This is a genomic window from Vibrio sp. CCUG 15886 (assembly GCF_028570825.1).
Taxonomy (GTDB): domain Bacteria; phylum Pseudomonadota; class Gammaproteobacteria; order Enterobacterales; family Vibrionaceae; genus Vibrio; species Vibrio vulnificus_B.
Window position 1 is genome coordinate 1 of the sequence record NZ_JAQQBT010000020.1, and the last position, 22,762, is coordinate 22,762.

Consider the following 22,762-nt stretch of genomic DNA (forward strand, 5'->3'; position numbering starts at 1 on the left):
TTGCGTTGGGTTTAGTGGTTAAGGTGTTATGCGGTCACTTTTGTATTGCGTGCCCGCGCCCCTTAACGCGGCGTTATACAAATGGAGTAATAAATGAACTCGTGGCTAGACTTTGAGCATAGGTTTCGAACATTAGCACCTGCACTTCAATATCATCGATTGGATGATCAAACTGGAGCGGCAGGAGAGTGGTGGCGTGTCGCTGGTCAACCTTGCAAATCAGTCGAGGAGTTTGAGTTACTCTGTGAGTTAGCAGGTGAGCAGTTAATCGAGTTACTAAAGTCGGAAAGTGAATATGGAAATATCATTTCTGGTGAGAGACCTCAATGTGCATGGTACAGAATGCTTAAAAAGCATACATCATCATATGAAATTGGCACGTCTGGGTACGAAATAGACGAAAATGGCTCTAAAAATTGGATACATACAGGCACGCTCTACCATATCGGGGAGTCTTCGGCTAATTTAGCGTTGTGGTTAAATACTAAATATCCCATACCATTAAAAGTTAAAGATGTTTGGTACAAGCGTTTGTACCGTGATTACGGTAAGGAAATCCTTATTGGATTAATTGTTGCGATATTAGGTAGCTTTTTTGCGCTGTAATTATTTGTATAACAAACAATTCAACAGTGATTTGCAACGCTTGGCGCTCTCACTTCAGGTTGAGTTTTGTGTTTACGGCGCAGTGTTTAAGTTCAGTGTTTGCGCTGCTCACACGTTAATTGGGCGTTATAAGCCTTAGAGGATATGATGAAATTATTTGAATTTCTTGAAAGAATAACGAAAGAAAAGTTTCCATTTCAAATCAATTACATTGAGTTGTCGGGCTGCGTAGATGTCGATGTTAATGCATTCACAGAACGTTGGATAGTGTCATTCGATGAGGATGGTTTTGTTGATTTCAGAATATTTAAAGACATTGGCGCACCTGACAATGAAAACGCTGAGTTATTGGAATTATTATTTAACCGTCCTCAACAAGCATGGTTAGATGCATCTAAAGATCTCAGTATTGAGTTTGTATCACCTTTTAAATTCATGGGAAGTGATGGTAAAGAGCATGAAGTTACGGGTTTATTACCTCAGTTTGGGAGCAAATACGGTACACTAATTGTCTCTCGTAAAGATGATGATGAGTCTGTATTTGAATCAACAAAATTGGTTGGTTATTACAATTCAGGGTTAAACCCCATTTACTACGACAAATACGACCGTAGTAGGTTTATAGAAACGTTGAAAGATTGGGGGTGGGTCTCTGAAAACTCTAAACCTGATTGGTTAGGCAAATAGGCTTATAACAAATTGTTCAAGAGTGATTCGGCACGCGTGGCATTTTTACTATGCGTTGGTTCTAGTGATTAAGCTGGTATGCGGAGGCATCAGTATTGCGTGCCTCACACCTTAACAAGGCGTTATGCGTATTTTAGAGAGATAAAAATGACAGCAAGTGAATGGCTAGATAGAAGCTTAAACCACGAAGACCCTATGGATTCTTTTTCTAGTTGTTGGATAGGGTTTAATAATTTATACAACAACTATCCGTCTAATAGTGAGCGTAGCTCTATCCGTAATTTTGTTGACGCCAATGTTACTGAGGGCGATGCTGAGGAGATAATAAACCTGCATGACACTGAGATTGAGTATTTTATGTCTCAAGCGGTTATAAACCTGAGGAATAGTGAAAGAGATACTCAGATTGATATTAATGCATATAACGAGTCCGATAGTTTTATAGCGAAATTGAAATCAATACTCATGATTGCATACCAAGTTCGTTGCAATCTCGTTCACGGAGGTAAATCTCCAAGTAGAGAGCGAGATGTTGAACTTTGCCGTTACTCTTGGCCTTTTGTGGCGGAGCTTGTCGATAGATACGCATAACAATAAATTTAAGAGTGATTCACAACGCTTGGCGCCATCACTTCAAGTCAGTTTAGTGTTTAAGGCACAATGCTTTAGGTAAGGTGTCAGCGTTGTTCACACCTTAATTTGGCGTTATACAAATACAGGGATGAAAATGGAAATTACAATTAAGAAAATCTCGAAAAGGTCTCTTTTCAAAATGCTCTTTATCGGCTTTAGCCTAAGTTTCTTTGTTTTCTTTTTAATCTGTGGCATCGCATCCATATTTGGTGCGGAGACTGTAAAGTGGGAAGAAACACCAGTAACGGGTATATCTGGTCTGTTACTAGCCTTAGCAATGTGGCCAATATTTAGTTTTTTCTTAACACTGTTTATGTGGTGCTTTGTGGCATTTGGTTTGTGGATTTACTCTTTAGTTAAACCTTTGAATCTGGTCTTTAAAGAGACAGTAGAATCCAATTAACCATTTGTATAACAAGGCGTTTAAGGCGGATTCACAACGCGTGGCGTTCTCGGTTAAAGTTAGGTTAAGTGTTTAAGGTACAATGGTTTAGGTTTGGTGGTTTGCGTTGTTCACCACTTAACGCGGCGTTATGTGTTCTTCCAACACCAGCGTATCTACTGGTGTTGGAGCCTAGAAAGACAGCGTCAGTTCTAGATCATAGGGCCTCTGGGACAGCCAATTGAAATTACTTCCCCGTAGCTTGTTGTGGGCGTGAATATCATAGCTAAATCAAAGGGTAGAAAAACAACATCTGTAGCTAAATTTATTGGTACTGCCATTAACGATAAAGGGCTTAAAGCGTAGTCGACCGCTGTTCCCCGAAAGAAGCAAGGCAGACGGACTACTGACAATGCCGTTCCGGAAAATGGTTTACCATAACCTCCGTAACCATGTGCATCCATCGATGAGCAGCCAGATGTTAAAGTAACAAGTAGTAATGATAGTACTATTTTTAAACTGAATTTCATTTACCTAGACCTTAGCTAACGTTTTATTAATGAATGAATATCAGACAACTTTATAGCTAGTGCTAATTGTTTTCTAATGATTGGTTGTTTTTGAATCAAAAAATGTGCTATTGACGAAGAAATACTAATTTTCATAGAGTTAGCAAACACATAACAAGGCGTTTAAGCGGGATTCATGCCGCGTGGCATTTTTGGTATGCAGTGAGTTTTTGTGGTCAAGGTGGTCTGCGGAAGGTTGATTTTGGCGGCATTCACCCCTTAACGCAGCGTTATGCTTAATCAAATAAAATCAGTAGTTTATGGTTTTTCTTTGTTCCCTCGGCTGATTGTTTTTGTGCTTGTCGGCAAATTGACTTCATTGGTCGCTGTTTTCTGGACATTTATTCTTTGGAGCTGAAAATTCTGAGAATTGCCTCAATCAATTTTCGGGCAAGTGCGAGGTTAGGGCAGTTGGCTCAATTAGGAATTCGTTTTTAGGTTTCCAAGTTTGGGTGGTCAGAATCCCGAGTCTGATCATCAAAACTATGAGTCATTTCAGTTTTCTACGCTGTGGCTTTTGTTTGTAAATCAAAGTCGAGTTAATCTTGGTTTTATTAAAACGTAAACCATTGAAGCTTAAGCATAACAAGGCGTTTAAGCGGGATTCATGCCGCGTGGCATTTTTGGTTTGCAGTGAGTTTTGGTGGTGAAAGTGGTATGCGGAAGCTTGGTTTATGCGGCATTCACCCCTTAACGCAGCGTTATGCTTTTTGGTGACTTAAGGATTAGTTAAGAGAGTAAATATGCCGTTTACACCTTTGCATATGGGGCCAGCGTTAGTTTTGAAATCGGCGGCTAGTGCAAGTTTTTCATTAACTGTTTTTGGTTGGTCTCAAATAGTTATGGATATTCAACCTTTAGTTGTGATGTTGACTGACTCAGGAGAGTTGCATGGCTGGAGTCACACGATTCTAGGAGCTACTTTGCTAGGTCTGTTATCAGCAATAACGGGTAAGTATCTGAGTGAAAGTGGATTGTTTATTATTCGGTGGCAGCGCTTTCTTCCAATAAAGTGGAGAACTGCTTATCTAAGTTCCTTTCTAGGTACATACAGCCATGTTTTTATTGACGCCATAATGCATGTAGATGTTTTACCTTTTTCTCCCTTATTCGATGGCAATCCGTTTCATGGGATGGTCAGCATAGCCGTGCTTCAACAAATTTGCATAGCGAGCGCTGTTATTGGTGGGATTCTTTGTGTTGCTCGAGATAGTAAATCAAAAAAAGCATAACAAAGCGTTAAAGAGGGACTTAGCACGCGTGGCATTTTCAATTTGCGGTAAGTTTAGTGGTTACGGCGTGATGCGGTCACTTTTGTAGTGCGTGCCGGCGCCCCTTAACGCGGCGTTATGCCACACGGCAGGATTTGGCCTAGGAGAAAAAATGAATAAAAAATTAGCACAGCGTTTTAATGAGCTGCAAGATCAGCTAGATACTATCGAGGCAACCAAGCATATGGTAGATGGTTTGTATGGTCCAATTCCAAGTGTAAATGAAGAGTTGCTCACTAGTTGGAAAGTTAAGGTAAAGAACTTGCTGGTAACAGCTTGTGGGGAGCAGTCACAACACTTTATCGCTTTTGTAAAAGGCGAAGACTACCGAACAATGGAATCTAACTATGATGTCAAAAAGCGTATAGGTGCGATCTTTGAAGCTGCAAAAGAAGACTTTGAAGGTGGATACTTAACCTCGCTAAAACAACTTGTTCAAGCTGAAGTCTTTGAAAGTGAGTTAGAACAAGCGCAGGAGTTATTGGATAGTGGTTATAAGTTAGCATCAGCAGTAATTGCGGGCGTTGTGCTTGAAACGGCATTACGTGATTTATGTACCAACAATAACATTGCACATGGAAAGCTGGACACCATGAACTCTCAACTAGCGAAAGCAGGTATATACAATAAGCTTCAACAAAAGCAGATCACAGCTATTGCTGATATTCGTAATAGTGCTGCTCATGGCAAACCTGAGCTATTCTCTGAGCAAGATGTTAGAAATATGATCAGGGATATTGAATCATTCCTTATCAACTATGTGGCATAACAAACTGTTTAAGAAGGATTCGCAACGCGTGGCATTTTCACTATGCGCTGATTTTAGTGTTTAAGGTGGTATGCAGTGGCTTTTGTATTGCGTTGCTCACCCCTTAACAGAGCGTTATAACGCATTTGAGTACGCCACATATCAAGGATTGAAATGGAAGAATATTGGAATCCCATGGTGCCTGAGTTGTCGGTATCAAACTTTGCTAACTCTATAGATTTTTATTGTGAAATCATTGGCTTCAAAATTAGAAATCAGAGAAAAGAACCAGATTTTGCTTACCTTGAGCTTGAGCAAATCCAAATTATGTTGGAGCAAATCCACGATGAAGCATGGGTGACAGGTGAGTTGGTTTGGCCACTTGGAAGGGGTGTGAATTTTCAGATTGAGCTTTCTGATATTGCGCAGGTGTATGAACGAGTTAAGGCTTCAAATATTACACTCTTCAGAGAACTAAAAGAAACTTGGTACGACGTGGGTGAGTGTTTGTCTGGACAAAAGGAGTTCCTTGTCCAAGATCCTGACGGTTATTTGTTAAGGTTTTCGCAGTACTTAGGTGAAAAACCTAAGGTCTAAAACTGCGTTATAACAAGGCGTTCAAGTGGGATTCGTGCCGCGTGGCATTTTTGGTATGCGGTTGGCTTAATCAGTAATTTGATCTTAGGTTTTTGAGTTTTAGCGGCCAAATTTCAAAGTCCGATTTTTAAAACTATGAGTCATTTCGGTTTTCTACGTTTTGGTTTTTGTTTGTAAATCAAAGTCGAGTTAATCTTAATTCAATTAAAACGTAAGCCATTGAAGCTTAAGCATAACAAAGCGTTTAAGAGGGATTTGGCACGCGTGGCATTTTTGGTTTGCGTTGGGTTCGGTGATTAAGTCACTGTGCGGTAGCTTTTGTATAGCGTGCCTGCACCCCTTAACGCGGCGTTAGCAGCAAGAAGTAATAAGGAGCCATAAATGGAATTAAAGTATCGTTCAGCTGATTTTGAAGATTTGGAAAGTCTTGTAGCTTTGCTCTCAAATGACCCACTTGGTAGTAAAAGAGAAGATGCATCTGTTCCGTTAAATAGTGGGTATCTTGAAGCGTTCGAAGCAATTGTAAGAGATCCAAATAACGAATTACTTGTTGTTGAGCTGGAAAACTCTCTAGTTGGGATGCTTCAAATTACTTTTATTCCTTACCTAACGCATATTGGTAGTTGGCGTTGTCTTATCGAAGGTGTTCGAATCCATAGTGACTATCGTGGACAAGGTTTCGGTGAGCAAATGTTCGCACATGCCATCGAATTGGCAAAGAATAAAGGCTGTACAATCGTTCAGCTAACAAGTGACAAGCAGCGTCCTGATGCAATCAGGTTCTATGAGAAACTTGGATTTAAAGCAACACATGAAGGGTTTAAACTCGCGTTGTAAGTTGCTGCTAACAAAGCGTTTAAGACGGATTCCCAACGCATGGCGTTTTCGGCTTACTTTGGTTTTAGTGTTTATGTCACAATGGTTTAGGTAGGTTGGTTAGCGTTGCTCACCACTTAACGCGGCGTTAGCTGAATGGTGGTAAATATCAGCATGATCGAAATTAGAAAGTATCAAGAATCAGATGCGCATGATTTATGGGCTATTTTTTATCATACGGTTCGTAATGTGAACTTACGTGATTATTCACAAGACCAAGTTGAAGCATGGGCTCCAGATGATTTTTCTTCAGAGATTTGGCAACGAAAAATGAACTCGCTGTCACCTTTTGTGGCTGAAATTGATGGAAAAATTGTTGGTTATAGTGATCTTCAAGAAAATGGATTAATTGATCATTTCTTTTGTCACCATGAACATCAAGGTAAAGGAGTCGGACGACAGTTAATGGAACATGTACTCAGAATGGGTGAGTTACAAGGAATTACAAGGTCTTACTCTGAGGTGAGTATTACAGCTCGTCCGTTTTATGAGAGATTTGGGTTCAAAGTTATACAAGAACAAACCATAGAAGTTCGCGGTCAAAAGCTGTGCAACTTTGTCATGGAGAAATTCAGCTAACAAAGCGTTAAAGAGGGACTTGGCACGCGTGGCATTTTGGGTTTGCAGTTTGTTTAGTGATTAAGGCGGAATGCGGTCACATTTGTAGTGCGCGCCTGCGCCCCTTAACGCAGCGTTATGTGCTTAGGGAGAAAAAGTAACATGCTTAGAAAGCTGGGAGACTTTCCGAATAGGAGTGTCGTAGAGTATGCGACAGTACTTATTCGCGTGAGAAATGATCTTCTACCTCAAAACCTGCGCTCTTATCATTGGGAGCATGATGATAATTCAATGATTACTGTCAGTGCTTCACCTGCCGGACGATTGCGTGGGAAGAGCATTTACCTTGATTCAATAGAGTTAGCAGAACAGTTTGCAGCCTTTTTGCACCAACAGTTCGAAAAACGAAAATATAAATCAAACTACACAATCGAAGTACTTGTAGATACTACTTCACAAGGTAAAACAGTATCTCGTTGGAAAGAGTCTGACTCTCGTGATGTAAGGGATGTGCTTTCGTTAAATGTACGCACATAACAAACAGTTCAAGTGGGATTCAGCACGCGTGGCATTTTTGGTATGCGTTGATTTCGGTGTTGAAGTGGAATGCAGCGGCTTAGTCATTGCGTGCTTCACCCCTTAACTGGGCGTTATGCTCTCAGGAGGGAGTTGTGTATCTCAGGGAAAAAGATAAAGCTTTGAATAAAGGTGCAATTTTAATCGGCACTATAGGTATTATCGTTATTTCTATTGCATCAGGAAGCTTATTTGTAGCGCTAGGTTTGAGCTCGATAGCCGCAATTAGCTTATTGTTACAGCAAAAGTTTCCGGATAAAAATGGTCTTTACAGCATCGAGGTTCTAGGTGGGCGTATTAGTCTTAAACTGGGAAATAGCGCACTTTGGCATTTGAGTGTATGTGATGTTGAGTCCTATGATACGACTTACTCAAGGGACGGTGCAGTGATCAAAGAAATTACTTTAAAAACGGTGAACGATAGTTATGTCTTACCAAAACTAGATCGCTTTGAAACTACCGCAGTTTTGGATCTTGTAAGTCTTTTACAAACCCTAAAAGAACGAGCATAACAAATTGTTCAAGAGTGATTCGGCACGCGTGGCATTTTTACTATGCGTTGGTTTTAGTGGTTAAGGTGGTATGCGGCGGCTTAGGTATTGCGTGCCTCACACCTTAACAAGGCGTTAGGCGAGGGAAGTCATGTATAGAATCTTATTCCTGTTTTTATTATTGCCATTATGGTCAGTTGCAGCCGTAAATTTACCATCTGATTATGTTGGAATTGAAATATATCAATCTACAATTGATGACGTGTCTAAAAAACTCGGTAAATCTCAATTTCAAAGTATCCCATATGGTCACCATGAAAATGGTTATTGTTATGTTTCTGATAATGGTATTTATGCGGTTTTTAGTTCAGGCCCAATGGGAGCCCAATCCATTATTACCAGAATGAGTATTCATTTGGACAATCCAGGATTGAAATGTAGCCCAAGCAAGCTAGAGTTACCTACTTGTATTGGTGAATTTTGTTTAGGTGTTTCAAAAAATAAATCTGAAAGCCTTTTAGGAGGAGTTTTAGATCTTACAAATGATGGCAGTAATAGTTACGTGAAAAGCTTCTGGTTGACAAGGGAATTGACAGAAGAGGAAAAACAGAAGTTGAATTTATCTGAAGAAATGACTGTTGCTGATATTACCAATAACATTTGGTTCAAATTCGTAAATGAAGAAGCAATAGAAATTGGTGTTATAAAGTTTGAAACGTACTGAGTCGCCTAACAAACAATTTAAGAGTGATTCAGCACGCGTGGCATTTTTTGTTTGGCTTAGTTTTAGTGTTTACGGCACAATGATTTAGGTTTGGTGGTTGCGTTGCTCACCACTTAACGCGGCGTTAGGTTAATCTATTCAACGTAGGGAGTATAAATGGAATTTGTCCCCGTAAATCTCGAAACGGACGGTACTCTCGATTTGTGTATTCAATTTCGTCGTGATGCACATCTCGTAAGTTTTGGAGATGACGCCAGCTTTAATGTCGGCGAGACTAAAGCGTGGTTTACAAGGCTAAATACATTTGACAATTCTGGCTTTTATCATGTTTTCAAAAACAATAAGGTTATCGGTCAAATAGAATTCAGAAATGGCTTGTTGGATGAGCAAGGAGTAAAGTTTGGCTACATTAACTTGCTGTATTTGTTACCAGAATTTCGCAACAAAGGTTTAGGTAGTGAGCTAGAAGGCTTTATATTTGCTCAGTTCAAACACGAGCAATGTGCGTATGCGCAGCTGCGCTATATACCAGCAAATTTACAAGCAGTTAGTTTTTATCATAAGCATGGTTGGACTGATGTAGGTGATATTGGTGAGCGCGGACAATTAGCAGAAAAACGATTAACCTAACAAGGCGTTTAAGTGGGATTCATGCCGCGTGGCATTTTTGGCTTGCAGAGAGTTTTGGTGGTGAAAGTGGTCTGCGGAAAGTTGGTTTAGGCGGCACTCACCCCTTAACGCAGCGTTATGCTTACAATCAAATTTTTATTAACTAAGGTTGTTTAACAATATGAAAAATATAGCAATACTGACACTATCTTCTCTAATGCTCTTTTCTTCTTACACTTTTGCTAGAGATGATATTGGCTCATATTCCATAGAAAACGCTCTGAGCTCAGAAGCCGCAAAAAACAAGCTAGGTACAGATGTAAAGTTTTACTTTGGAGAACAGAAATTTCCTAAAGTTGTGGCAGAATTTGGCGAGTTCAAAACGAACAAAAAGACAAATGCATTTAATAAAACAGATGAAGAGGCGTGTAACTGGGTCTTTTTATCGGCCATGATAGTACTGAAAGAAAGAGCAATTAAAGAAGGTGGTAACGCGGTCGTTGATATCAAATCCAACTACAAAAACAACCTAACTTCAAGCGTTGACACTTTTCAATGTGGTGCTGGGACAATGGTCGCTGGCGTTGCATTGACGGGTAAAGTCGTGAAGCTAAAGTAAGCATAACAAGGCGTTCAAGAGGGACTTGGCACGCGTGGCATTTTCAATTTGCGTTGGGTTCAGTGGTTAAGGTGTGATGCGGTCACTTTTGTATTGCGTGCCTGCGCCCCTTAACGCAGCGTTATGTTTTTAGAGGGTACATTGTTGAAATATTGGGGTTATTTGACGAGAGAACAACATTTAGAGATGTTTGAAAAAGAGTTTCCACCAATCACGTGCCCTGAAGCAGATAAGTTTTTCTCAGTCTCTACAACTGATATCACGAGACGGATAATTGAAGAAAAAATACCCGTTGGTATGTTAAGTGCGAGCAAAGCTAGTCTTAACGCTATCTGCGATGAGTATATGATTGTCAGTACAGTGGGAATGACTTGGTTACTACCAGTAGTGTGTAAATATGTACTTCAGAGAAAAGCTGCTCATAAAGCATTTGCTGATAAGATCCCCTTGTATATTGAGTTAGGAGAGGTAGGGTACAGCTTCGACCTGGATTTTTTAAACGAACAACAAAAAGAACTACTATACAACCTCTTAGAGTATTTGGCTGAAATGTATTCGTTAGATGTATGTAATGCTCAGATCAAGTTGGCAAACAAAACATAACAAGGCGTTCAAGAGGGATTCATGCCGCGTGGCATTTTTGGTATGCGGTGAGTTTTGGTGGTGTAAGTGGTCTGCGGAAAGTTGGTTTATGCGGCATTCACCCCTTAACGCGGCGTTATATTTATTTGAGGCTTCCATGAGAATTGAACATTTTTATAAAGTGGATAATGCTAGAATCATAGCCGACCTTTCTGATGATAATAAGCACAGGGTATCTCTAACAATCCCTCTTTTAGATAGATCTACAAATAAAACCCTATGTATTATTGGACAAAACCCGAGTAAAGCTAATCAGCTTTGTGCAGATAAAACCCTGCATTTTCTAGAGCGATTTGTTTATGAACGAATGCCACAGTACTCGAAGATTGTAATGCTCAACTTATATACAAGGTTTGATACTGCAAAAGAATTTAAGGTCGATCTACTACGCTTGGATTCTGAGCGAAAGGTTCGGCGAATTTTAAAGGAAAATACAGACTTTCTGCTTGTCTTTGGTAAGCTAAAAAATCAAGGTGGGTACAAATTCCCTAAAAAATTTTCTCACTTTAAACATCACTTAATGGGTAAAAATAACTACATCATAGGTGTTGACGGTATAAACGATTACGCACCACATCCAGGAAATAAAGATATTTACTACGGTAACTATACTTACTCACCAAGACGAGTAAATGTAGAGGAACTTTAAATATAACAAACAATTTAAGAGTGATTCAGCACGCTTGGCATTCTTGATTTGGGTTGAGTTGAGAGTTTACGGTGGTCAAATTGAGAGTCGTGGTCGCGTGCTTCACACCTTAATTGGGCGTTATGTGTTCGGAGATAGTCATGGCTAGGTATGGAGCTTTGTTTATGCTGCTTTTTGCTAGTTTTTCAAGTTTAGCGACAACCTTAGTGACAAAGAACTATGTTGTTTCGATAGCATCAAACTGCATGGAAGGCGAGGTTACTTGTGATGATGTAACTTATTATGGCAAGTCCAAGAAATCTGGTGATGAGATCATTCTTAAAGGTCACACGTTACATACTCATTTGTCAGACGGTACTCCTTCAAAATTTTTGGGTTATAAGTTCACTAATAGTAACGTTGTTTACATGATTTCAGATTCTGGTGTACTGACAGTAACCCAAGATGAAAAAGTTTTGGTGAGTGAACAAGGGCAGTGGGAGTAGTTGAACTACACACATAACAAGGCGTTCAAGAGGGATTCATGCCGCGTGGCATTTTTGGTATGCGGTGAGTTTTAGTGGTGAAAGTGGTCTGCGGAAAGTTGGTTTGAGCGGCACTCACCCCTTAACGCAGCGTTATGCATTTTAAGCGCTCTCATCACAATTCGCAGAGCACATCACGCTTCTATTATTGCGCTCAATTTCATACAAAAGTAGTATCATAAGGGCGATTTTGCTCTATGACACTGATATAGCTACTACTTTAGTTCGTTGCTATATCAGTCTCAAATCAGTATGACTTTGAGGTTTAACAATGGAACAAGAAAAGTACTTAGGTTATATAAAGTACGATGGTGAGTTAGTAGAAGATGGGTTAATGGATGCCAGAAGACAAGCTAAAGCTCTACTCGCATATGATGGCGCAATTAGAGAGCTTATTTCTAAACAAGCACCAGACTTGAAGCATATTGATTTTGAAATTCCAATGAGGGTCCAAAAGGGTTCTTGGGAAGCTTTAGTTCCAGAAACAGTTGCTGGGTGGGCGCAAGCTGGACTTGGGGTTGTTGCGACCGCTTATTTTAGTAAAGCTGCATCAAAAATGGCTGAGAAAGATTTTGAGAACTTCGGCTTCACCTCAATATTCTCGAAAGCACTAGATGGGTTAAAGTGGTTTGCACGAATCAGCAAACATCTAGGAGAAACGGGTAAAAAAGATCTTTCCAACCTTAAGTTTAAAAATAATAACGAACTTATCGGTATTCCTAACAATCGTGGAGAGTACATATATGTTCCAAAGCCTGCGTTAGATCTTTATCTAGATTCCAACTCAAAATTGCTAGAAGAATTGGCTCGTAATATAGCTGAAGGACGCTCGTTGAAAATAGGAACATACAGCGATGGGGTTAAGGACGAAGTTACTATTGGTAAACAAGACAAAGCAATCTTCTGTAAGGATGACAGTGAAGATGACGATGAAGTCTTAGTTTTACCTGAGCTAGTGCATGGTGCAACGGTTGTGATTGAAGGCGAAGTTACGAGGGAAAATAAAACATCCAACTCCTTAGGCTTTAAATACTTAGGGCACATTCTTACTGCTTATCCTGATGTGGGTAGTGTCGTTAAATATAAACCTCTTCTGTTCTTGCGCTGTAAGCTAGTCGGTACCGTTAGCCGTTTAGATGAAAAAGGTCGAATTGCAGCGAAACGACCAAAACTTATTGTGTCCCACTTGGAAGCGCTCGAACAAACCAACGGTGACCTATTTAACTAAATGCATAACAAAGCATTTAAGAGGGATTCTCAACGCTTGGCAGTTTTGGTAAAAAATTTAGCTTAAGTGTTTATGGCACAATGCCTTAGGTTAGGTGGTTGCGTTGTTCACCCCTTAATGCGGCGTTATGTGTTGCCAGAGGAAAAGGTATGGAAGTACAGCTTAAAATCGGTAGCGACCCCTTATTCGCAGAGTCTTTAACCAAGACAAATATGGCAAGTTACTATCTAACTCGTGGGATTATCTGGGATCACAATCAGTTTCTAAACAGTTGGGAAGAACTAGAAAACTACGAGATTCACCTAAACCAAACTCGTGTAGGTGTTCTTCGTTTTAGCTATAGTGGCGAAACGACCTATCTGAGAGACTTTCAGCTTTTACGGGAGTTTCAAGGTAAAGGAGTTGGGACTAAGTGCCTTGATCTAGTCGTAGGGCATGCACTCAATCGCCAATCCACTAAGCTCGTTCTACGTGTGTTTAGTGAAAACCCAGCAATCAATCTGTATGAGTCCAAAGGCTTTGTTAGAACATCTGAAGTCAAAGGGTTGGTGGAAATGGAAGTCCCTTTAAGTTCAAACACATAACAATAAATTTAAGAGTGATTCACAACGCTCGGCGCTTTCACTTCAAGCCAGTTTAGTGTTTATGGCACAATGCTTTAGGTAAGGTGTCAGCGTTGTTCACACCTTAATTTGGCGTTATGCTTAATCACGTAAAATCAGTGGTTTATGGTTTTTCTTTGTTCCCTTAGCTTTTCAGTTTGGTGTATGTCGGCAAGTTGACTTCATTGGGCGCTGTTTTTCGGACCCTTATTCTTTGGCGCTGAAAATTCAGAGAGTTACCTCAATCAATTTTCAGGTAAGCGCGAGGTTAGGGTGGCTGGCTCAATCAGCAATTTTATCTTAGGTTTTTGAGTTTTAGCGGCCGAATTTCAAAGCCCAGATTTTCAAAACTATGAGTCATTTCGGTTTTCTACGTTTTGGCTTTTGTGTGTAAATCAAAGTCGAGTTAGTCTTGTTTCCAGAAAAACGTAACCCATTGAAGCTTAAGCATAATAAGGCGTTCAAGTGGGATTCATGCCGCGTGGCATTTTTGGCATGCGGTGAGTTTTGGTGGTGAAGGTGGTCTGCGGAAGGTTGTTTTGGGCGGCATTCACCCCTTAACGCAGCGTTATATTTTTTAGGTAACTGTCATGGAACGACTATTTTTTCTCCTGCTCGTGTTGTTGAGTGCGAGTGTAAGCGCAGGCAACTCATTGTCAGATTTGGTTGAAGCTGCAAAAGAAAGAACAACACATACTGTAATTTATGATGGAAGCTATATAAAAATTGCCTATCCCAATGGAGATGTGCCGCCTAGTCTCGGGGTTTGTACCGATGTAATTATTCGTAGTTACAGAAAACTGGGCGTAGATTTACAAGTCTTAGTTCATGAAGATATGCGTGACAACTTTTCACTGTATCCCTCAAACAGAATTTGGGGTTTGTCAAAACCGGATCGCAACATAGACCATCGTCGAGTGCCGAATTTACAGATTTTCTTCAAACGACATGGCCAAAGTTTAACGATTAGTGATGAAGGTTTGGATTATAAAGCTGGTGACATCGTGACATGGATGCTCCCAGGTAATTTGCCTCATATCGGTATCGTAACAAACGACTTGTCGCAGGATGGGAAACGGCCTCTAATAGTCCACAATATTGGTTCAGGTCCAGTGCTTGAGGATATGTTGTTTGACTTCCAAATTACGGGTCACTTCCGCTATGAGCCCTAAATATAACAAGGCGTTAAAGAGGGATTTGTGCCGCGTGGCGTTTTTGGTATGCGGTGAGTTTTGGTGGTGAAAGTGGTCTGCGGAAACTTGGTTTGTGCGGCACTCACCCCTTAACGCAGCGTTATGTTTAATCATGTAAAATCAGTTGGTTGCATATCTTCTTTGCATTCTCGGCTTTCTAATTTTGGTCTTGTCGGCAAGTTAACCTCATTGGGCGCTGTTTTCTGGACTCCAATTCGTGGGCGCGAAAAATTCTGAGAGTTGCCTCATTAAAGTTCAGGGCGTTTGTGAGTCGAATAAAGCGTCTTAGTTTCAAAGTTTGAGCTCCAGTTTTCGGTTTTTCACGCTAAAACTCAAGATTATTGGAATAAAATTTATGATTTAATTCAGCATTTTAGCGTCTGGTTTTGGTTTTCAAAGTTAAGTCGAGTTAAGCTCTTGGTATCGTAAAACTTAACCCTTTGAGTCTTAAACATAACAAGGCGTTCAAGAGGGATTCGTGCCGCGTGGCATTTTTGGTATGCGGTTGGTTTTGGTGGTGAAAGTGGTCTGCGGAAAGTTGGTTTGAGCGGCACTCACCCCTTAACGCGGCGTTATAAAACAGGTGGAGTTTTTCATTGTGCAGCATCATAAATTTCTTGTTGCAAAAGAGCATCTTCAGTGTGCGATAGATCTGTTTTTGAGCGAAAAATATAGCTCAGCTTTAACGCTTGCAGGAGCATCAGAAGAAATTTTTTCTGGATTTATTAGAAAGCATACGCAGAAAGATCCGGCTTTAAGGCAAGTTACTCGCTTGCTTAATCGTAAAGTTTTTCCTGATTACAATGAAAAGGATGTCATTAATGTTCTAAACAAAACAAAGAATGCAGTTAAGCATCCTGATTCTAAGGGTGTATTTGATCCGATAGTAAACGGTCACATTAAAGAAGAGGCTTTGGTACTTATAATGAGGGCTCTATGCAATTACTGCTCATTTTCTGAATGTTTCTCTGATGATTTCCAAAATATTGATAAGTACCTTCAAATAGTTGACAGTAATCCTCATATGCATATGAAAGTAAGTGTTTTATAACAAACAATTTAAGAGGGATTCCCAACGCTTGGCATTTTTGTTTCTACTTCAATTTTAGTGGTTACGGTACAATGCTTTAGGTTAGGTGGTAGCGTTGCTCACCCCTTAATTGGGCGTTATGTTTACTTGAAATTCAAAGGCTTAAATATCTTAGGCTCTAGTTCTTTGTCCCTCAGGCAACTCGTCCCTAGTAGACTCAGCAAATCAGTATTGTCGCCCTAAGTTCTTGAATCTCTTTGGCCGTAAAACATGCCAATGTTCGCGGGTTGCTTCATTGTCAGGTCGTGGCGGTTGGCTGTTTGTGTAACTGGCTTAAAGTCGCTTTTAGGTTTTTTGCCAATTAGTATTTCGGCTTGTCAGTTGCCTCGGCAATTCAGCATTGTTTTGCGCTTTGATTGGAAAGAAAGGGCGCTTGTTGTTACTTGGTCGGGTTGCCTCATTGGGCAGGGAAGTGGAATTGCTCGTTTCTGGTTGGTCGCCTTTGGCGGTCAAGTTGGTTCTAGCCTTGTGGTTTACTTCAGAAAACTAGTCAGAAATAGTAGTTCTTTCTCAATTAAATCATGTGTTTGTGGTAAAACATAACAAACAATTCAACAGTGATTCGCAACGCTTGGCGCTCTCACTTCGGGTTGAGTTAAGTGTTTACGGCGCAGTGGTCAAGTTCATTGCTTGCGCTGCTCACACGTTAATTGGGCGTTATGCGACAAGGCAAAATTTTGGGTTTCTTCTAATTTAATCTCTTTGGCCATTCGTTTTTTGGTTTCGGCAAATCAGCATTTTCGGCTCAAATTCTTGAATCGTTCAAACCGAAAAACATGCCAAAGTTCGTGAAGTTGCCTCATTCAAAATTGTATTTGGTCGGGGAAAGTTTTTCGGGCGTAAAGTGTGGAAATTGCAAGTTTATGGAAAGCCGGTATTTGCTGAAATTGCGGCTCGTTGAGTTTCGTGTAAGCAAAAGCCAAATCTTCGCTTTAAAGCCGTGTTCCGCGCTCGTGGCTGCCTTTTTATTAAATGTTGAACCCGTTGGTTCTTGAATCACAAAAAGTTATCTGCGCGTTTGTAGTTTCTCGTGTTTAAGGTAATGTTTTCGTTAGCCTATTTTAGCATTGCCGAAAAATCGCATAACAAACAATTTAAGCAGATTCGCAACGCGTGGCAGTTTTGGTTTGCGGTGAGTTTTGTGTTTAAGGCGTAATGCGGTGGCTTTTGTATTGCGTTGCTCACTACTTAATTGGGCGTTATATGCAATGGATTGGAATGTTTATGAAAGGATTAAATGGAATCTTAAATGGTTTTTCCTGGGGAATCGGTTTCTCAGTTGCAATCATTCTTAGTGGGTTGGTCTATACAAAGTTCGTTGAACCTTCGCTCGGAAATATTCTTGAAGACAAAGAAATCGACGACAAAGCAATTGAGTATTTGGCGGATTTCAAAACTGCCTATGGTTTAACATTGAAAAATGTCTTCAAAGATGGCGACGACGTGCGTTTAGCTGTTGTACAAGAAAACCTTACGGAAGACGCATTATATTCTCGTGAAGTTTTAGCATCTGCGTTTGATGTAAATGGTAATTTTATTGGCAATTGTATCGGCGAAAATGAACTTTTCATTATGCAGCCAAAGGAAACCTCTTATCTTGAGATCAAATGTGCATTTGTACCGTCGCAAGTCGAGCAAATCGATTCGTTTAAGTTAAGAATTAAGCCGATTTAGCAAGCGCCAGAAAATTGCATATAACAAGGCGTTCAAGAGGGATTCATGCCGCGTGGCATTTTTGGCATGCGGCGAGTTTTGGTGGTGAAAGTGGTCTGCTGAAGGTTGGTTTGAGCGGCATTCACCCCTTAACGCAGCGTTATGTTTAATCACTTAAAATCAGTTGCTTGCATCTTTTCTTAGCTTTCTAATTTTGGCTTTGTCGGCAAGTTGACTTCAGTGGCCGCTGTTTTCTGGACTCCAATTTGTGGGCGCAAAAAATTCAGAGAGTTGCCTCATTGAAATCCAGAGTTCTGGCGAGGTGAGTGAAGTGATTTTGATTTCAAAGTTAAAGCCTCAGCTTTTCGGTTTCTGACTTCAAAGTTCAATGTCAGTACAATCAAATTTATGAGTTAATTCAGTTTTTTAGCTCCTGATTTTGGTTTTCAAAGATAAGTCGAGTTAAGCTCTTAGTATCGCAAAACTTAACCCTTTGAGTCTTAAACATAACAAGGCGTTTAAGAGGGATTCATGCCGCGTGGCATTTTTGGTATGCGGCGAGTTTTGGTGGTGAAAGTGGTCTGCTGAAGGTTGGTTTGAGCGGCATTCACCCCTTAACGCAGCGTTATGTGCTTAGAGGAAAAATGAACAAAATCATCTTAATTTTACTGTTGGTGTCGTCTTCAGTGTTTGCGGATAGCGAGAGCTTTTTCAATCGGTTATTTTTTGAAAATGTTTCGTACCCAGAACTTGTTACTCCAGAAAATAAAGACGTAGTAAGACCAATATTTCAGCAAATTGATGCCAGCTTAGCCTCAGAGGAATGGAGCAATGCAGATAAGTTAGACGTATTGCGTAGCATATTAGCAATTTATTTGTCTGAAGTTGCATCAGTAAAATCGATGTCCTTTGAGCAAACCTTGTCTAAATTCAAAGCTGGCGAGCTAAACTCTGACATCACTAAAGCCTATGCTGATGAACATAATTCAAAAGTAGTTAGTAGTGAACTCGATAAGGTCGTTAATGCACGAAACTACGAGGAGACTCAACAGACAGCTAAAGAACAGCAAAGGCTAAAGTTGTTAAAATGTATCATTGATAATATGAAAAACTTACCAGCCAATATGAAAGAAGTAGTTGATGCATATTGCAAATTAGAGCAGAAAGTTTAGTACGCACATAACAAAGCATTTAAGAGTGATTCCCAACGCTTGGCATTTTCAGTTTAAGGTTGGGTTTTGTGTTTACGGCGCAATGGTTTAGGCTTGCTGGCAGCGTTGCTCACACCTTAATGCGGCGTTAGTTGCCAACGAGGAAAACGCAGCTAAAACAGAATGTGTAGGTCTGATCGCACGTGTGCTTTGCTCTATTTTGCACTTCGAACTATCGGGATCTTGGTTCGCGGAAATTGAGCTTCGTTCTTTTCCTAGTTTGATTGGCCGTTTCAGAAGCCGATATACTTGTTGAAAGTCAGCTTTGTGGCATTGTTTCTCCAAAAGGTCTTTTGGGTGTTGTTAGTTCGTTTTCTACGGCGTTGCGTGTTCCAAGTGGTTTCAGCGACAAACGCTTTGAAACTGCGCCTGATTTGAGTTTTCCAACATACGTAAAGCAAGTGTTGGCAAAGCGGTAATTAACTTCAAATCAAAGCTTTAGGTTTGGCAACTAACAAAGCATTCAAGAGGGATTCACAACGCTTGGCAGTTTTGGTTTGAATTAGCTTAAGTGTTTACGGCACAATGGTTTAGGCAGGGTGGTGGCGTTGTTCACCCCTTAATGCGGCGTTATACGTTTTAAAAAATGGAGCCAACATGGCATTTGAAATTGAGACAAAAAAACAAATACAAAACTATATTGAAGGTCATTTAGCTGACTGGGATTGGCATCAAGCTAGATTTAATATCATCAGTGACGAAACATTAAGAGATAGGTTAGCTGACGAATTTATGTCCGCTAGATACATATATAAGTTACTAGAGGGTATGGCTGCTGATGATTGGTTACTTAGAGCGCAAATAAGAATTCAAGTGCTTTCATACGCATCAATTTACGAAGCCGTTATTCATCATATTTTGTTTGAGGACTTTAAAACTCACCCAGAAGTAATTGCCTTAACAGAGTTCCAAGCCAAAAAAGTCATCAGTATTCCTGCCAATAAGTTGGCAACCTTAGAAAAAGAGCTTGAGCACGATGGTAAGAAGATCATCCCAACTTATATCGGAATCGGTCGTACTGATATTACAAAGGTAAGATTTGACAGCAAAGCGGAATGTGCTTTCAAGCTTGGTTTAATTGATGAGTGGTTAAGGGATGAGATTATTGAGTTTTATGAAGCTAGAAATGCTATTCATATACACGCCGAAATTAGAAAAAGTTTGGAGTATCAGTTAGATCTTTCTAAGCGTGCATACAGACGAATGGAGCCGTTTATAGAACAGATTACTAACAACCACTCTAGTGTAGCGGCAAGCAACGTATAACAAACAATTTAAGAGTGATTCAGCACGCTTGGCATTTTTGGTTTGGGTCTAGTTCAGTGTTTACGGTGATCTAATCAAGTATTGTGGTAGCGTGCTTCACACCTTAATTGGGCGTTATGTCTCAGTAGGAATGGTATGATTTTTGACGAATGGAAAAATAGAGAAATCCACAAAGGAAAATTTTTCATCACCGATGGGGTTATCGATATCGATAGGTGGGAACAGTCAAGTTTTAAAATCCTATTTATACTGAAAGAAGCATACAGTGGTACTCCAGACTCGGAAGGAGAATGGGACTTAGCTAGTTATCTGAATCAAGGCTTACATGCCTTGCGAGGTAAAATGTGGAAAACAGTATCCCAATGGTGTTTAGGTATCCAAAAATTAGTGATCTCGGGCGAAGTCTGCATTTTTGATGAAAGTTACAAGGGAAATATGGAGTTTGATGACGCACTTCGTGGTTGTGCTGTCATAAATTTAAAGAAAAGTTCAGGCTATAGTTCATCTAACAATGCTGATCTTCGCCAGTATGTCGAGAGTGACTGGGACTTGATTGAGGCACAAATTGATGAGTTGAAGCCTGACCTGATAGTTTGTGGCTCCACTTGGCCGTTGATTAAGTCAAAAATACCTCATGAAAAGTGCGGCGAGTGGTTGTATAAAAGTGACAGACATTACTTCGTTGATTTTTGGCATCCTGCTAATCAATATCCCAATAAGCTCAACTATTACTCTTTATTAACTGCTCTGAAGCTAAGTATTCAAGAGTGGCGACCAGAGACATAACAATAAATTTAAGAGTGATTCACAACGCTCGGCGCTTTCACTTCAAGCCAGTTTAGTGTTTATGGCACAATGCGTTAGGTAAGGTGTTAGCGTTGTTCACACCTTAATTTGGCGTTATGTTCACAAGATGGATTGTAGATATGGATGAAAAAGTACAAATAGCTTTTGGTGTTTGGGCGGGTGTTTCACTCCTCGGTTATGTGTTGTTCTATGCGAATAAAAATACACAGTTTAAGAGGAAATATTATCCAGCATTCTCTGTCGTGACAGGCGCTTTATTTTTGTTCATTGTTAACTTGATGGGCTTTTTCAAACATCAATTCTGGATTGTAATTGTCCCAATTGTTGCGCTAATAACTTTTATGAACATACGTGGTGCTAAGTTTTGCGACAACTGTGGGAAATCAAACTTTACGCAATCGTTAAAAGATAGAAAAATCGAATGTCAAAAATGTGGGCATACTATTTGAGCAATGTGAACATAACAAGGCGTTCAAGTGGGATTTATGCCGCGTGGCATTTTGGGTTTGCAGTGAGTTTTGTGGTGAAGGCGGTCTGCGGAAGGTTGGTTTGAGCGGCATTCACCCCTTAACGCAGCGTTAGCTGTAATAAGTATTTGGGAGTTCTAAAATCGGATGTATAAATTAGAAATATTCTGTACGCCTGAGCAACAAGATCTAGTGCTGAGTACTTTACATGAATCAGGTGTAGATAAAATCGGAAACTATGATCATTGTTGGGCTATTGGTTCAGTTACAGGCTCTCACCGAGCGCTTGATGGCTCAACTCCAGTATTTGGAGGCAAAGGAAATGTGGAAAGCTATCCTCTGCTGAAGGTTGAAATCAACGTTGCGAAAAGCCAAGTGAAACCTATAGTTGAGCAACTACGAATCTGTCTTGGTTGGGAGGAGCCTTTGGTAAATGTCTTCAAAGTTTATAACTCGGAGTTTGACCTTTAACGGTGGAGCATACAGCTAACAAGGCGTTTAAGGCGGATTCACAACGCTTGGCGATTTCAGCTCTAGTTAGGTTAAGTGTTTAAGGTACAATGCTTTAGTTTTGGTGGTAGCGTTGTTCACCACTTAACGCGGCGTTATGTGTCACCAGAGGAGAATGCATGGAAGTGAAGCTAAAAGTTGGTAGTGACCCCTTATTTGCAGAGTCTTTAACAAAGTCAAATATGGCAAGTTACTATCAAGCCCGTGGGATAATCTGGGACCATAATCTGTTTCTAAGTAGTTGGGATGAGTTAGACAACTACGAAATCTATCTAGACCAGGTTCGTGTTGGTGTGTTGCGTTTGAGTTACAGTAGCAACAAGACCTTCTTGAGAGATTTTCAAATTTTGCCCGAGTTTCAGGGTAGAGGAATCGGTGCTAAGTGTCTTGAGCTAGTTTTTAGGCATGCGCTCGACAGACAATCCACTAAGCTAGTTCTGCGTGTGTTTAGTGAAAATCCAGCAATCAACCTGTATGAGTCAAAGGGGTTTGTTAGAGCATCTGACGTCAACGGGTTGATTGAAATGGAGATCCCTTTAAGTTCAAACACATAACAAGGCGTTCAAGAGGGATTCATGCTGCGTGGCATTTTTAGTGTGCGGGTAGTTTTTGTGGTGAAAGTGGTCTGCGGAAGGTTGGTTTAGGCGGCATTCACCCCTTAACGCAGCGTTATGTTTAACTTAAATTCAAAGGCTTAAAGGTCTTAGGCTCTAGTTCTTTCTCCCTCTGGCAATTCGTTCCTAGTAGACTCAGCAAATCAGTATTATCGGTCTAAGTTCTTGAACCACTCAGCCCGTAAAACATGCCAATATTCGTGGGTTGCTTCATTGTCAGGTCGTGGCGGTCGGTTTTTAGTTTAACTGGCTTAAAGTCGCTTTTAGGTTCTTTGCCAAGTAGCATTTCGGCTTGGCAGTTGTCTCGGAAATTTGCCATTGTTTTACGCTTTGGTTGGAAAGATAGGGCGCTTGTTGGAG

29 protein-coding genes are annotated in these 22,762 nt (G+C 40.3%); 28 read left to right on the forward strand and 1 reads right to left on the reverse strand.

Annotated features, from left to right (window positions below; genetic code table 11):
• Nucleotides 1-93 precede the first annotated feature (93 nt).
• The 4 genes from PQQ36_RS20045 to PQQ36_RS20065 all read left to right on the forward strand — a co-directional run bounded on the left by PQQ36_RS20045 (nucleotide 94) and on the right by PQQ36_RS20065 (nucleotide 2,329).
• A complete protein-coding gene (locus PQQ36_RS20045) occupies nucleotides 94-606 on the forward strand; it encodes a hypothetical protein (protein ID WP_045596009.1) in 513 nt (170 codons plus the stop codon).
• 147 nt (nucleotides 607-753) lie between these two features.
• Complete coding sequence (locus PQQ36_RS20050) at nucleotides 754-1,293, forward strand: hypothetical protein (protein ID WP_224655708.1); 540 nt, start codon at nucleotides 754-756, stop codon at nucleotides 1,291-1,293.
• A 147-nt stretch (nucleotides 1,294-1,440) separates the two neighbouring features.
• The gene (locus PQQ36_RS20060; RefSeq protein WP_239732424.1) at nucleotides 1,441-1,884 is read left to right on the forward strand and encodes a HEPN domain-containing protein; all 444 of its coding nucleotides are present in this window, start codon (nucleotides 1,441-1,443) and stop codon (nucleotides 1,882-1,884) included.
• Nucleotides 1,885-2,014: 130 nt separating this feature from the next.
• Entirely contained in the window at nucleotides 2,015-2,329 is a 315-nt protein-coding gene (locus PQQ36_RS20065) for a hypothetical protein (protein WP_207217264.1), read from the forward strand.
• Nucleotides 2,330-2,520: 191 nt separating this feature from the next.
• Here the strand turns inward: PQQ36_RS20065 and PQQ36_RS20070 are convergent, their stop codons facing one another.
• Nucleotides 2,521-2,838: a YceK/YidQ family lipoprotein gene (locus PQQ36_RS20070; protein WP_072599303.1), complete on the reverse strand. Its 318-nt coding sequence runs from the start codon at nucleotides 2,836-2,838 to the stop codon at nucleotides 2,521-2,523.
• Between the two features lie 782 nt (nucleotides 2,839-3,620).
• Here PQQ36_RS20070 and PQQ36_RS20085 point away from each other — a divergent pair.
• The 24 genes from PQQ36_RS20085 (at nucleotide 3,621) to PQQ36_RS20260 (ending at nucleotide 22,342) form a co-directional block, all read left to right on the forward strand.
• The gene (locus PQQ36_RS20085; RefSeq protein WP_182289703.1) at nucleotides 3,621-4,109 is read left to right on the forward strand and encodes a hypothetical protein; all 489 of its coding nucleotides are present in this window, start codon (nucleotides 3,621-3,623) and stop codon (nucleotides 4,107-4,109) included.
• A 151-nt stretch (nucleotides 4,110-4,260) separates the two neighbouring features.
• Nucleotides 4,261-4,917, forward strand: a complete 657-nt coding sequence (locus PQQ36_RS20090; RefSeq protein WP_263180676.1) for a hypothetical protein — start codon at nucleotides 4,261-4,263, stop codon at nucleotides 4,915-4,917.
• Between the two features lie 153 nt (nucleotides 4,918-5,070).
• Complete coding sequence (locus tag PQQ36_RS20100) at nucleotides 5,071-5,493, forward strand: bleomycin resistance protein (RefSeq protein WP_013571695.1); 423 nt, start codon at nucleotides 5,071-5,073, stop codon at nucleotides 5,491-5,493.
• A 381-nt stretch (nucleotides 5,494-5,874) separates the two neighbouring features.
• Nucleotides 5,875-6,330: a GNAT family N-acetyltransferase gene (locus PQQ36_RS20110; protein WP_126576033.1), complete on the forward strand. Its 456-nt coding sequence runs from the start codon at nucleotides 5,875-5,877 to the stop codon at nucleotides 6,328-6,330.
• Nucleotides 6,331-6,483: 153 nt separating this feature from the next.
• Nucleotides 6,484-6,948, forward strand: a complete 465-nt coding sequence (locus PQQ36_RS20115; RefSeq protein ID WP_045620250.1) for a GNAT family N-acetyltransferase — start codon at nucleotides 6,484-6,486, stop codon at nucleotides 6,946-6,948.
• 141 nt (nucleotides 6,949-7,089) lie between these two features.
• Nucleotides 7,090-7,464 (forward strand): hypothetical protein, encoded by a 375-nt coding sequence (locus PQQ36_RS20120; RefSeq protein ID WP_140078504.1) that lies wholly within the window; start codon nucleotides 7,090-7,092, stop codon nucleotides 7,462-7,464.
• A gap of 134 nt (nucleotides 7,465-7,598) precedes the next feature.
• Nucleotides 7,599-8,015 carry a hypothetical protein gene (locus PQQ36_RS20130; RefSeq protein WP_046876173.1) on the forward strand — a complete coding sequence of 139 codons (417 nt, stop codon included), beginning with the start codon at nucleotides 7,599-7,601 and terminating at the stop codon, nucleotides 8,013-8,015.
• A gap of 130 nt (nucleotides 8,016-8,145) precedes the next feature.
• Nucleotides 8,146-8,718, forward strand: coding sequence for a hypothetical protein (locus PQQ36_RS20140; protein WP_131069850.1), 573 nt, complete (start codon nucleotides 8,146-8,148; stop codon nucleotides 8,716-8,718).
• A gap of 156 nt (nucleotides 8,719-8,874) precedes the next feature.
• Nucleotides 8,875-9,348, forward strand: coding sequence for a GNAT family N-acetyltransferase (locus tag PQQ36_RS20150; protein WP_011150330.1), 474 nt, complete (start codon nucleotides 8,875-8,877; stop codon nucleotides 9,346-9,348).
• A gap of 160 nt (nucleotides 9,349-9,508) precedes the next feature.
• On the forward strand, nucleotides 9,509-9,946 hold the full coding sequence (locus PQQ36_RS20155) for a hypothetical protein (RefSeq protein WP_039470159.1): 438 nt from the start codon (nucleotides 9,509-9,511) through the stop codon (nucleotides 9,944-9,946).
• 144 nt (nucleotides 9,947-10,090) lie between these two features.
• Nucleotides 10,091-10,549, forward strand: coding sequence for a hypothetical protein (locus PQQ36_RS20160; protein ID WP_130194359.1), 459 nt, complete (start codon nucleotides 10,091-10,093; stop codon nucleotides 10,547-10,549).
• A gap of 28 nt (nucleotides 10,550-10,577) precedes the next feature.
• Nucleotides 10,578-11,237 (forward strand): DUF1643 domain-containing protein, encoded by a 660-nt coding sequence (locus PQQ36_RS20165; RefSeq protein WP_263180725.1) that lies wholly within the window; start codon nucleotides 10,578-10,580, stop codon nucleotides 11,235-11,237.
• A gap of 140 nt (nucleotides 11,238-11,377) precedes the next feature.
• A complete protein-coding gene (locus tag PQQ36_RS20170; protein ID WP_225471132.1) occupies nucleotides 11,378-11,722 on the forward strand; it encodes a hypothetical protein in 345 nt (114 codons plus the stop codon).
• Between the two features lie 310 nt (nucleotides 11,723-12,032).
• The gene (locus tag PQQ36_RS20180; protein WP_085761124.1) at nucleotides 12,033-12,989 is read left to right on the forward strand and encodes a hypothetical protein; all 957 of its coding nucleotides are present in this window, start codon (nucleotides 12,033-12,035) and stop codon (nucleotides 12,987-12,989) included.
• Nucleotides 12,990-13,138: 149 nt separating this feature from the next.
• Complete coding sequence (locus PQQ36_RS20185) at nucleotides 13,139-13,573, forward strand: GNAT family N-acetyltransferase (RefSeq protein ID WP_263180680.1); 435 nt, start codon at nucleotides 13,139-13,141, stop codon at nucleotides 13,571-13,573.
• Nucleotides 13,574-14,181: 608 nt separating this feature from the next.
• Nucleotides 14,182-14,763 (forward strand): DUF1287 domain-containing protein, encoded by a 582-nt coding sequence (locus PQQ36_RS20195; RefSeq protein WP_080537777.1) that lies wholly within the window; start codon nucleotides 14,182-14,184, stop codon nucleotides 14,761-14,763.
• A 619-nt stretch (nucleotides 14,764-15,382) separates the two neighbouring features.
• Complete coding sequence (locus PQQ36_RS20205) at nucleotides 15,383-15,835, forward strand: hypothetical protein (protein ID WP_225471091.1); 453 nt, start codon at nucleotides 15,383-15,385, stop codon at nucleotides 15,833-15,835.
• Between the two features lie 1,263 nt (nucleotides 15,836-17,098).
• The gene (locus tag PQQ36_RS20210) at nucleotides 17,099-17,548 is read left to right on the forward strand and encodes a hypothetical protein (RefSeq protein WP_017790377.1); all 450 of its coding nucleotides are present in this window, start codon (nucleotides 17,099-17,101) and stop codon (nucleotides 17,546-17,548) included.
• A 575-nt stretch (nucleotides 17,549-18,123) separates the two neighbouring features.
• Nucleotides 18,124-18,699 (forward strand): hypothetical protein, encoded by a 576-nt coding sequence (locus PQQ36_RS20225; RefSeq protein WP_373055662.1) that lies wholly within the window; start codon nucleotides 18,124-18,126, stop codon nucleotides 18,697-18,699.
• A 636-nt stretch (nucleotides 18,700-19,335) separates the two neighbouring features.
• Complete coding sequence (locus tag PQQ36_RS20235; RefSeq protein ID WP_017188031.1) at nucleotides 19,336-20,004, forward strand: hypothetical protein; 669 nt, start codon at nucleotides 19,336-19,338, stop codon at nucleotides 20,002-20,004.
• 135 nt (nucleotides 20,005-20,139) lie between these two features.
• The gene (locus tag PQQ36_RS20240) at nucleotides 20,140-20,790 is read left to right on the forward strand and encodes a hypothetical protein (RefSeq protein ID WP_225471089.1); all 651 of its coding nucleotides are present in this window, start codon (nucleotides 20,140-20,142) and stop codon (nucleotides 20,788-20,790) included.
• Between the two features lie 140 nt (nucleotides 20,791-20,930).
• A complete protein-coding gene (locus tag PQQ36_RS20245) occupies nucleotides 20,931-21,260 on the forward strand; it encodes a hypothetical protein (RefSeq protein WP_011150407.1) in 330 nt (109 codons plus the stop codon).
• Nucleotides 21,261-21,425: 165 nt separating this feature from the next.
• Nucleotides 21,426-21,749 carry a hypothetical protein gene (locus PQQ36_RS20255; protein ID WP_025793425.1) on the forward strand — a complete coding sequence of 108 codons (324 nt, stop codon included), beginning with the start codon at nucleotides 21,426-21,428 and terminating at the stop codon, nucleotides 21,747-21,749.
• A gap of 158 nt (nucleotides 21,750-21,907) precedes the next feature.
• Nucleotides 21,908-22,342: a GNAT family N-acetyltransferase gene (locus PQQ36_RS20260; RefSeq protein WP_085761122.1), complete on the forward strand. Its 435-nt coding sequence runs from the start codon at nucleotides 21,908-21,910 to the stop codon at nucleotides 22,340-22,342.
• The last annotated feature ends 420 nt before the right edge of the window (nucleotides 22,343-22,762 follow it).

Bases quoted from the DNA above. Each gene is read 5' to 3' on its own strand.
- PQQ36_RS20045 (WP_045596009.1), top strand. From the start codon at position 94: ATGAACTCGTGGCTAGACTTTGAGCATAGGTTTCGAACATTAGCACCT.
- PQQ36_RS20050 (WP_224655708.1), top strand. From the start codon at position 754: ATGAAATTATTTGAATTTCTTGAAAGAATAACGAAAGAAAAGTTTCCA.
- PQQ36_RS20060 (WP_239732424.1), top strand. From the start codon at position 1,441: ATGACAGCAAGTGAATGGCTAGATAGAAGCTTAAACCACGAAGACCCT.
- PQQ36_RS20065 (WP_207217264.1), top strand. From the start codon at position 2,015: ATGAAAATGGAAATTACAATTAAGAAAATCTCGAAAAGGTCTCTTTTC.
- PQQ36_RS20070 (WP_072599303.1), bottom strand. From the start codon at position 2,838: ATGAAATTCAGTTTAAAAATAGTACTATCATTACTACTTGTTACTTTA.
- PQQ36_RS20085 (WP_182289703.1), top strand. From the start codon at position 3,621: ATGCCGTTTACACCTTTGCATATGGGGCCAGCGTTAGTTTTGAAATCG.
- PQQ36_RS20090 (WP_263180676.1), top strand. From the start codon at position 4,261: ATGAATAAAAAATTAGCACAGCGTTTTAATGAGCTGCAAGATCAGCTA.
- PQQ36_RS20100 (WP_013571695.1), top strand. From the start codon at position 5,071: ATGGAAGAATATTGGAATCCCATGGTGCCTGAGTTGTCGGTATCAAAC.
- PQQ36_RS20110 (WP_126576033.1), top strand. From the start codon at position 5,875: ATGGAATTAAAGTATCGTTCAGCTGATTTTGAAGATTTGGAAAGTCTT.
- PQQ36_RS20115 (WP_045620250.1), top strand. From the start codon at position 6,484: ATGATCGAAATTAGAAAGTATCAAGAATCAGATGCGCATGATTTATGG.
- PQQ36_RS20120 (WP_140078504.1), top strand. From the start codon at position 7,090: ATGCTTAGAAAGCTGGGAGACTTTCCGAATAGGAGTGTCGTAGAGTAT.
- PQQ36_RS20140 (WP_131069850.1), top strand. From the start codon at position 8,146: ATGTATAGAATCTTATTCCTGTTTTTATTATTGCCATTATGGTCAGTT.
- PQQ36_RS20150 (WP_011150330.1), top strand. From the start codon at position 8,875: ATGGAATTTGTCCCCGTAAATCTCGAAACGGACGGTACTCTCGATTTG.
- PQQ36_RS20155 (WP_039470159.1), top strand. From the start codon at position 9,509: ATGAAAAATATAGCAATACTGACACTATCTTCTCTAATGCTCTTTTCT.
- PQQ36_RS20170 (WP_225471132.1), top strand. From the start codon at position 11,378: ATGGCTAGGTATGGAGCTTTGTTTATGCTGCTTTTTGCTAGTTTTTCA.
- PQQ36_RS20180 (WP_085761124.1), top strand. From the start codon at position 12,033: ATGGAACAAGAAAAGTACTTAGGTTATATAAAGTACGATGGTGAGTTA.
- PQQ36_RS20185 (WP_263180680.1), top strand. From the start codon at position 13,139: ATGGAAGTACAGCTTAAAATCGGTAGCGACCCCTTATTCGCAGAGTCT.
- PQQ36_RS20195 (WP_080537777.1), top strand. From the start codon at position 14,182: ATGGAACGACTATTTTTTCTCCTGCTCGTGTTGTTGAGTGCGAGTGTA.
- PQQ36_RS20210 (WP_017790377.1), top strand. From the start codon at position 17,099: ATGAAAGGATTAAATGGAATCTTAAATGGTTTTTCCTGGGGAATCGGT.
- PQQ36_RS20235 (WP_017188031.1), top strand. From the start codon at position 19,336: ATGGCATTTGAAATTGAGACAAAAAAACAAATACAAAACTATATTGAA.
- PQQ36_RS20240 (WP_225471089.1), top strand. From the start codon at position 20,140: ATGATTTTTGACGAATGGAAAAATAGAGAAATCCACAAAGGAAAATTT.
- PQQ36_RS20245 (WP_011150407.1), top strand. From the start codon at position 20,931: ATGGATGAAAAAGTACAAATAGCTTTTGGTGTTTGGGCGGGTGTTTCA.
- PQQ36_RS20255 (WP_025793425.1), top strand. From the start codon at position 21,426: ATGTATAAATTAGAAATATTCTGTACGCCTGAGCAACAAGATCTAGTG.
- PQQ36_RS20260 (WP_085761122.1), top strand. From the start codon at position 21,908: ATGGAAGTGAAGCTAAAAGTTGGTAGTGACCCCTTATTTGCAGAGTCT.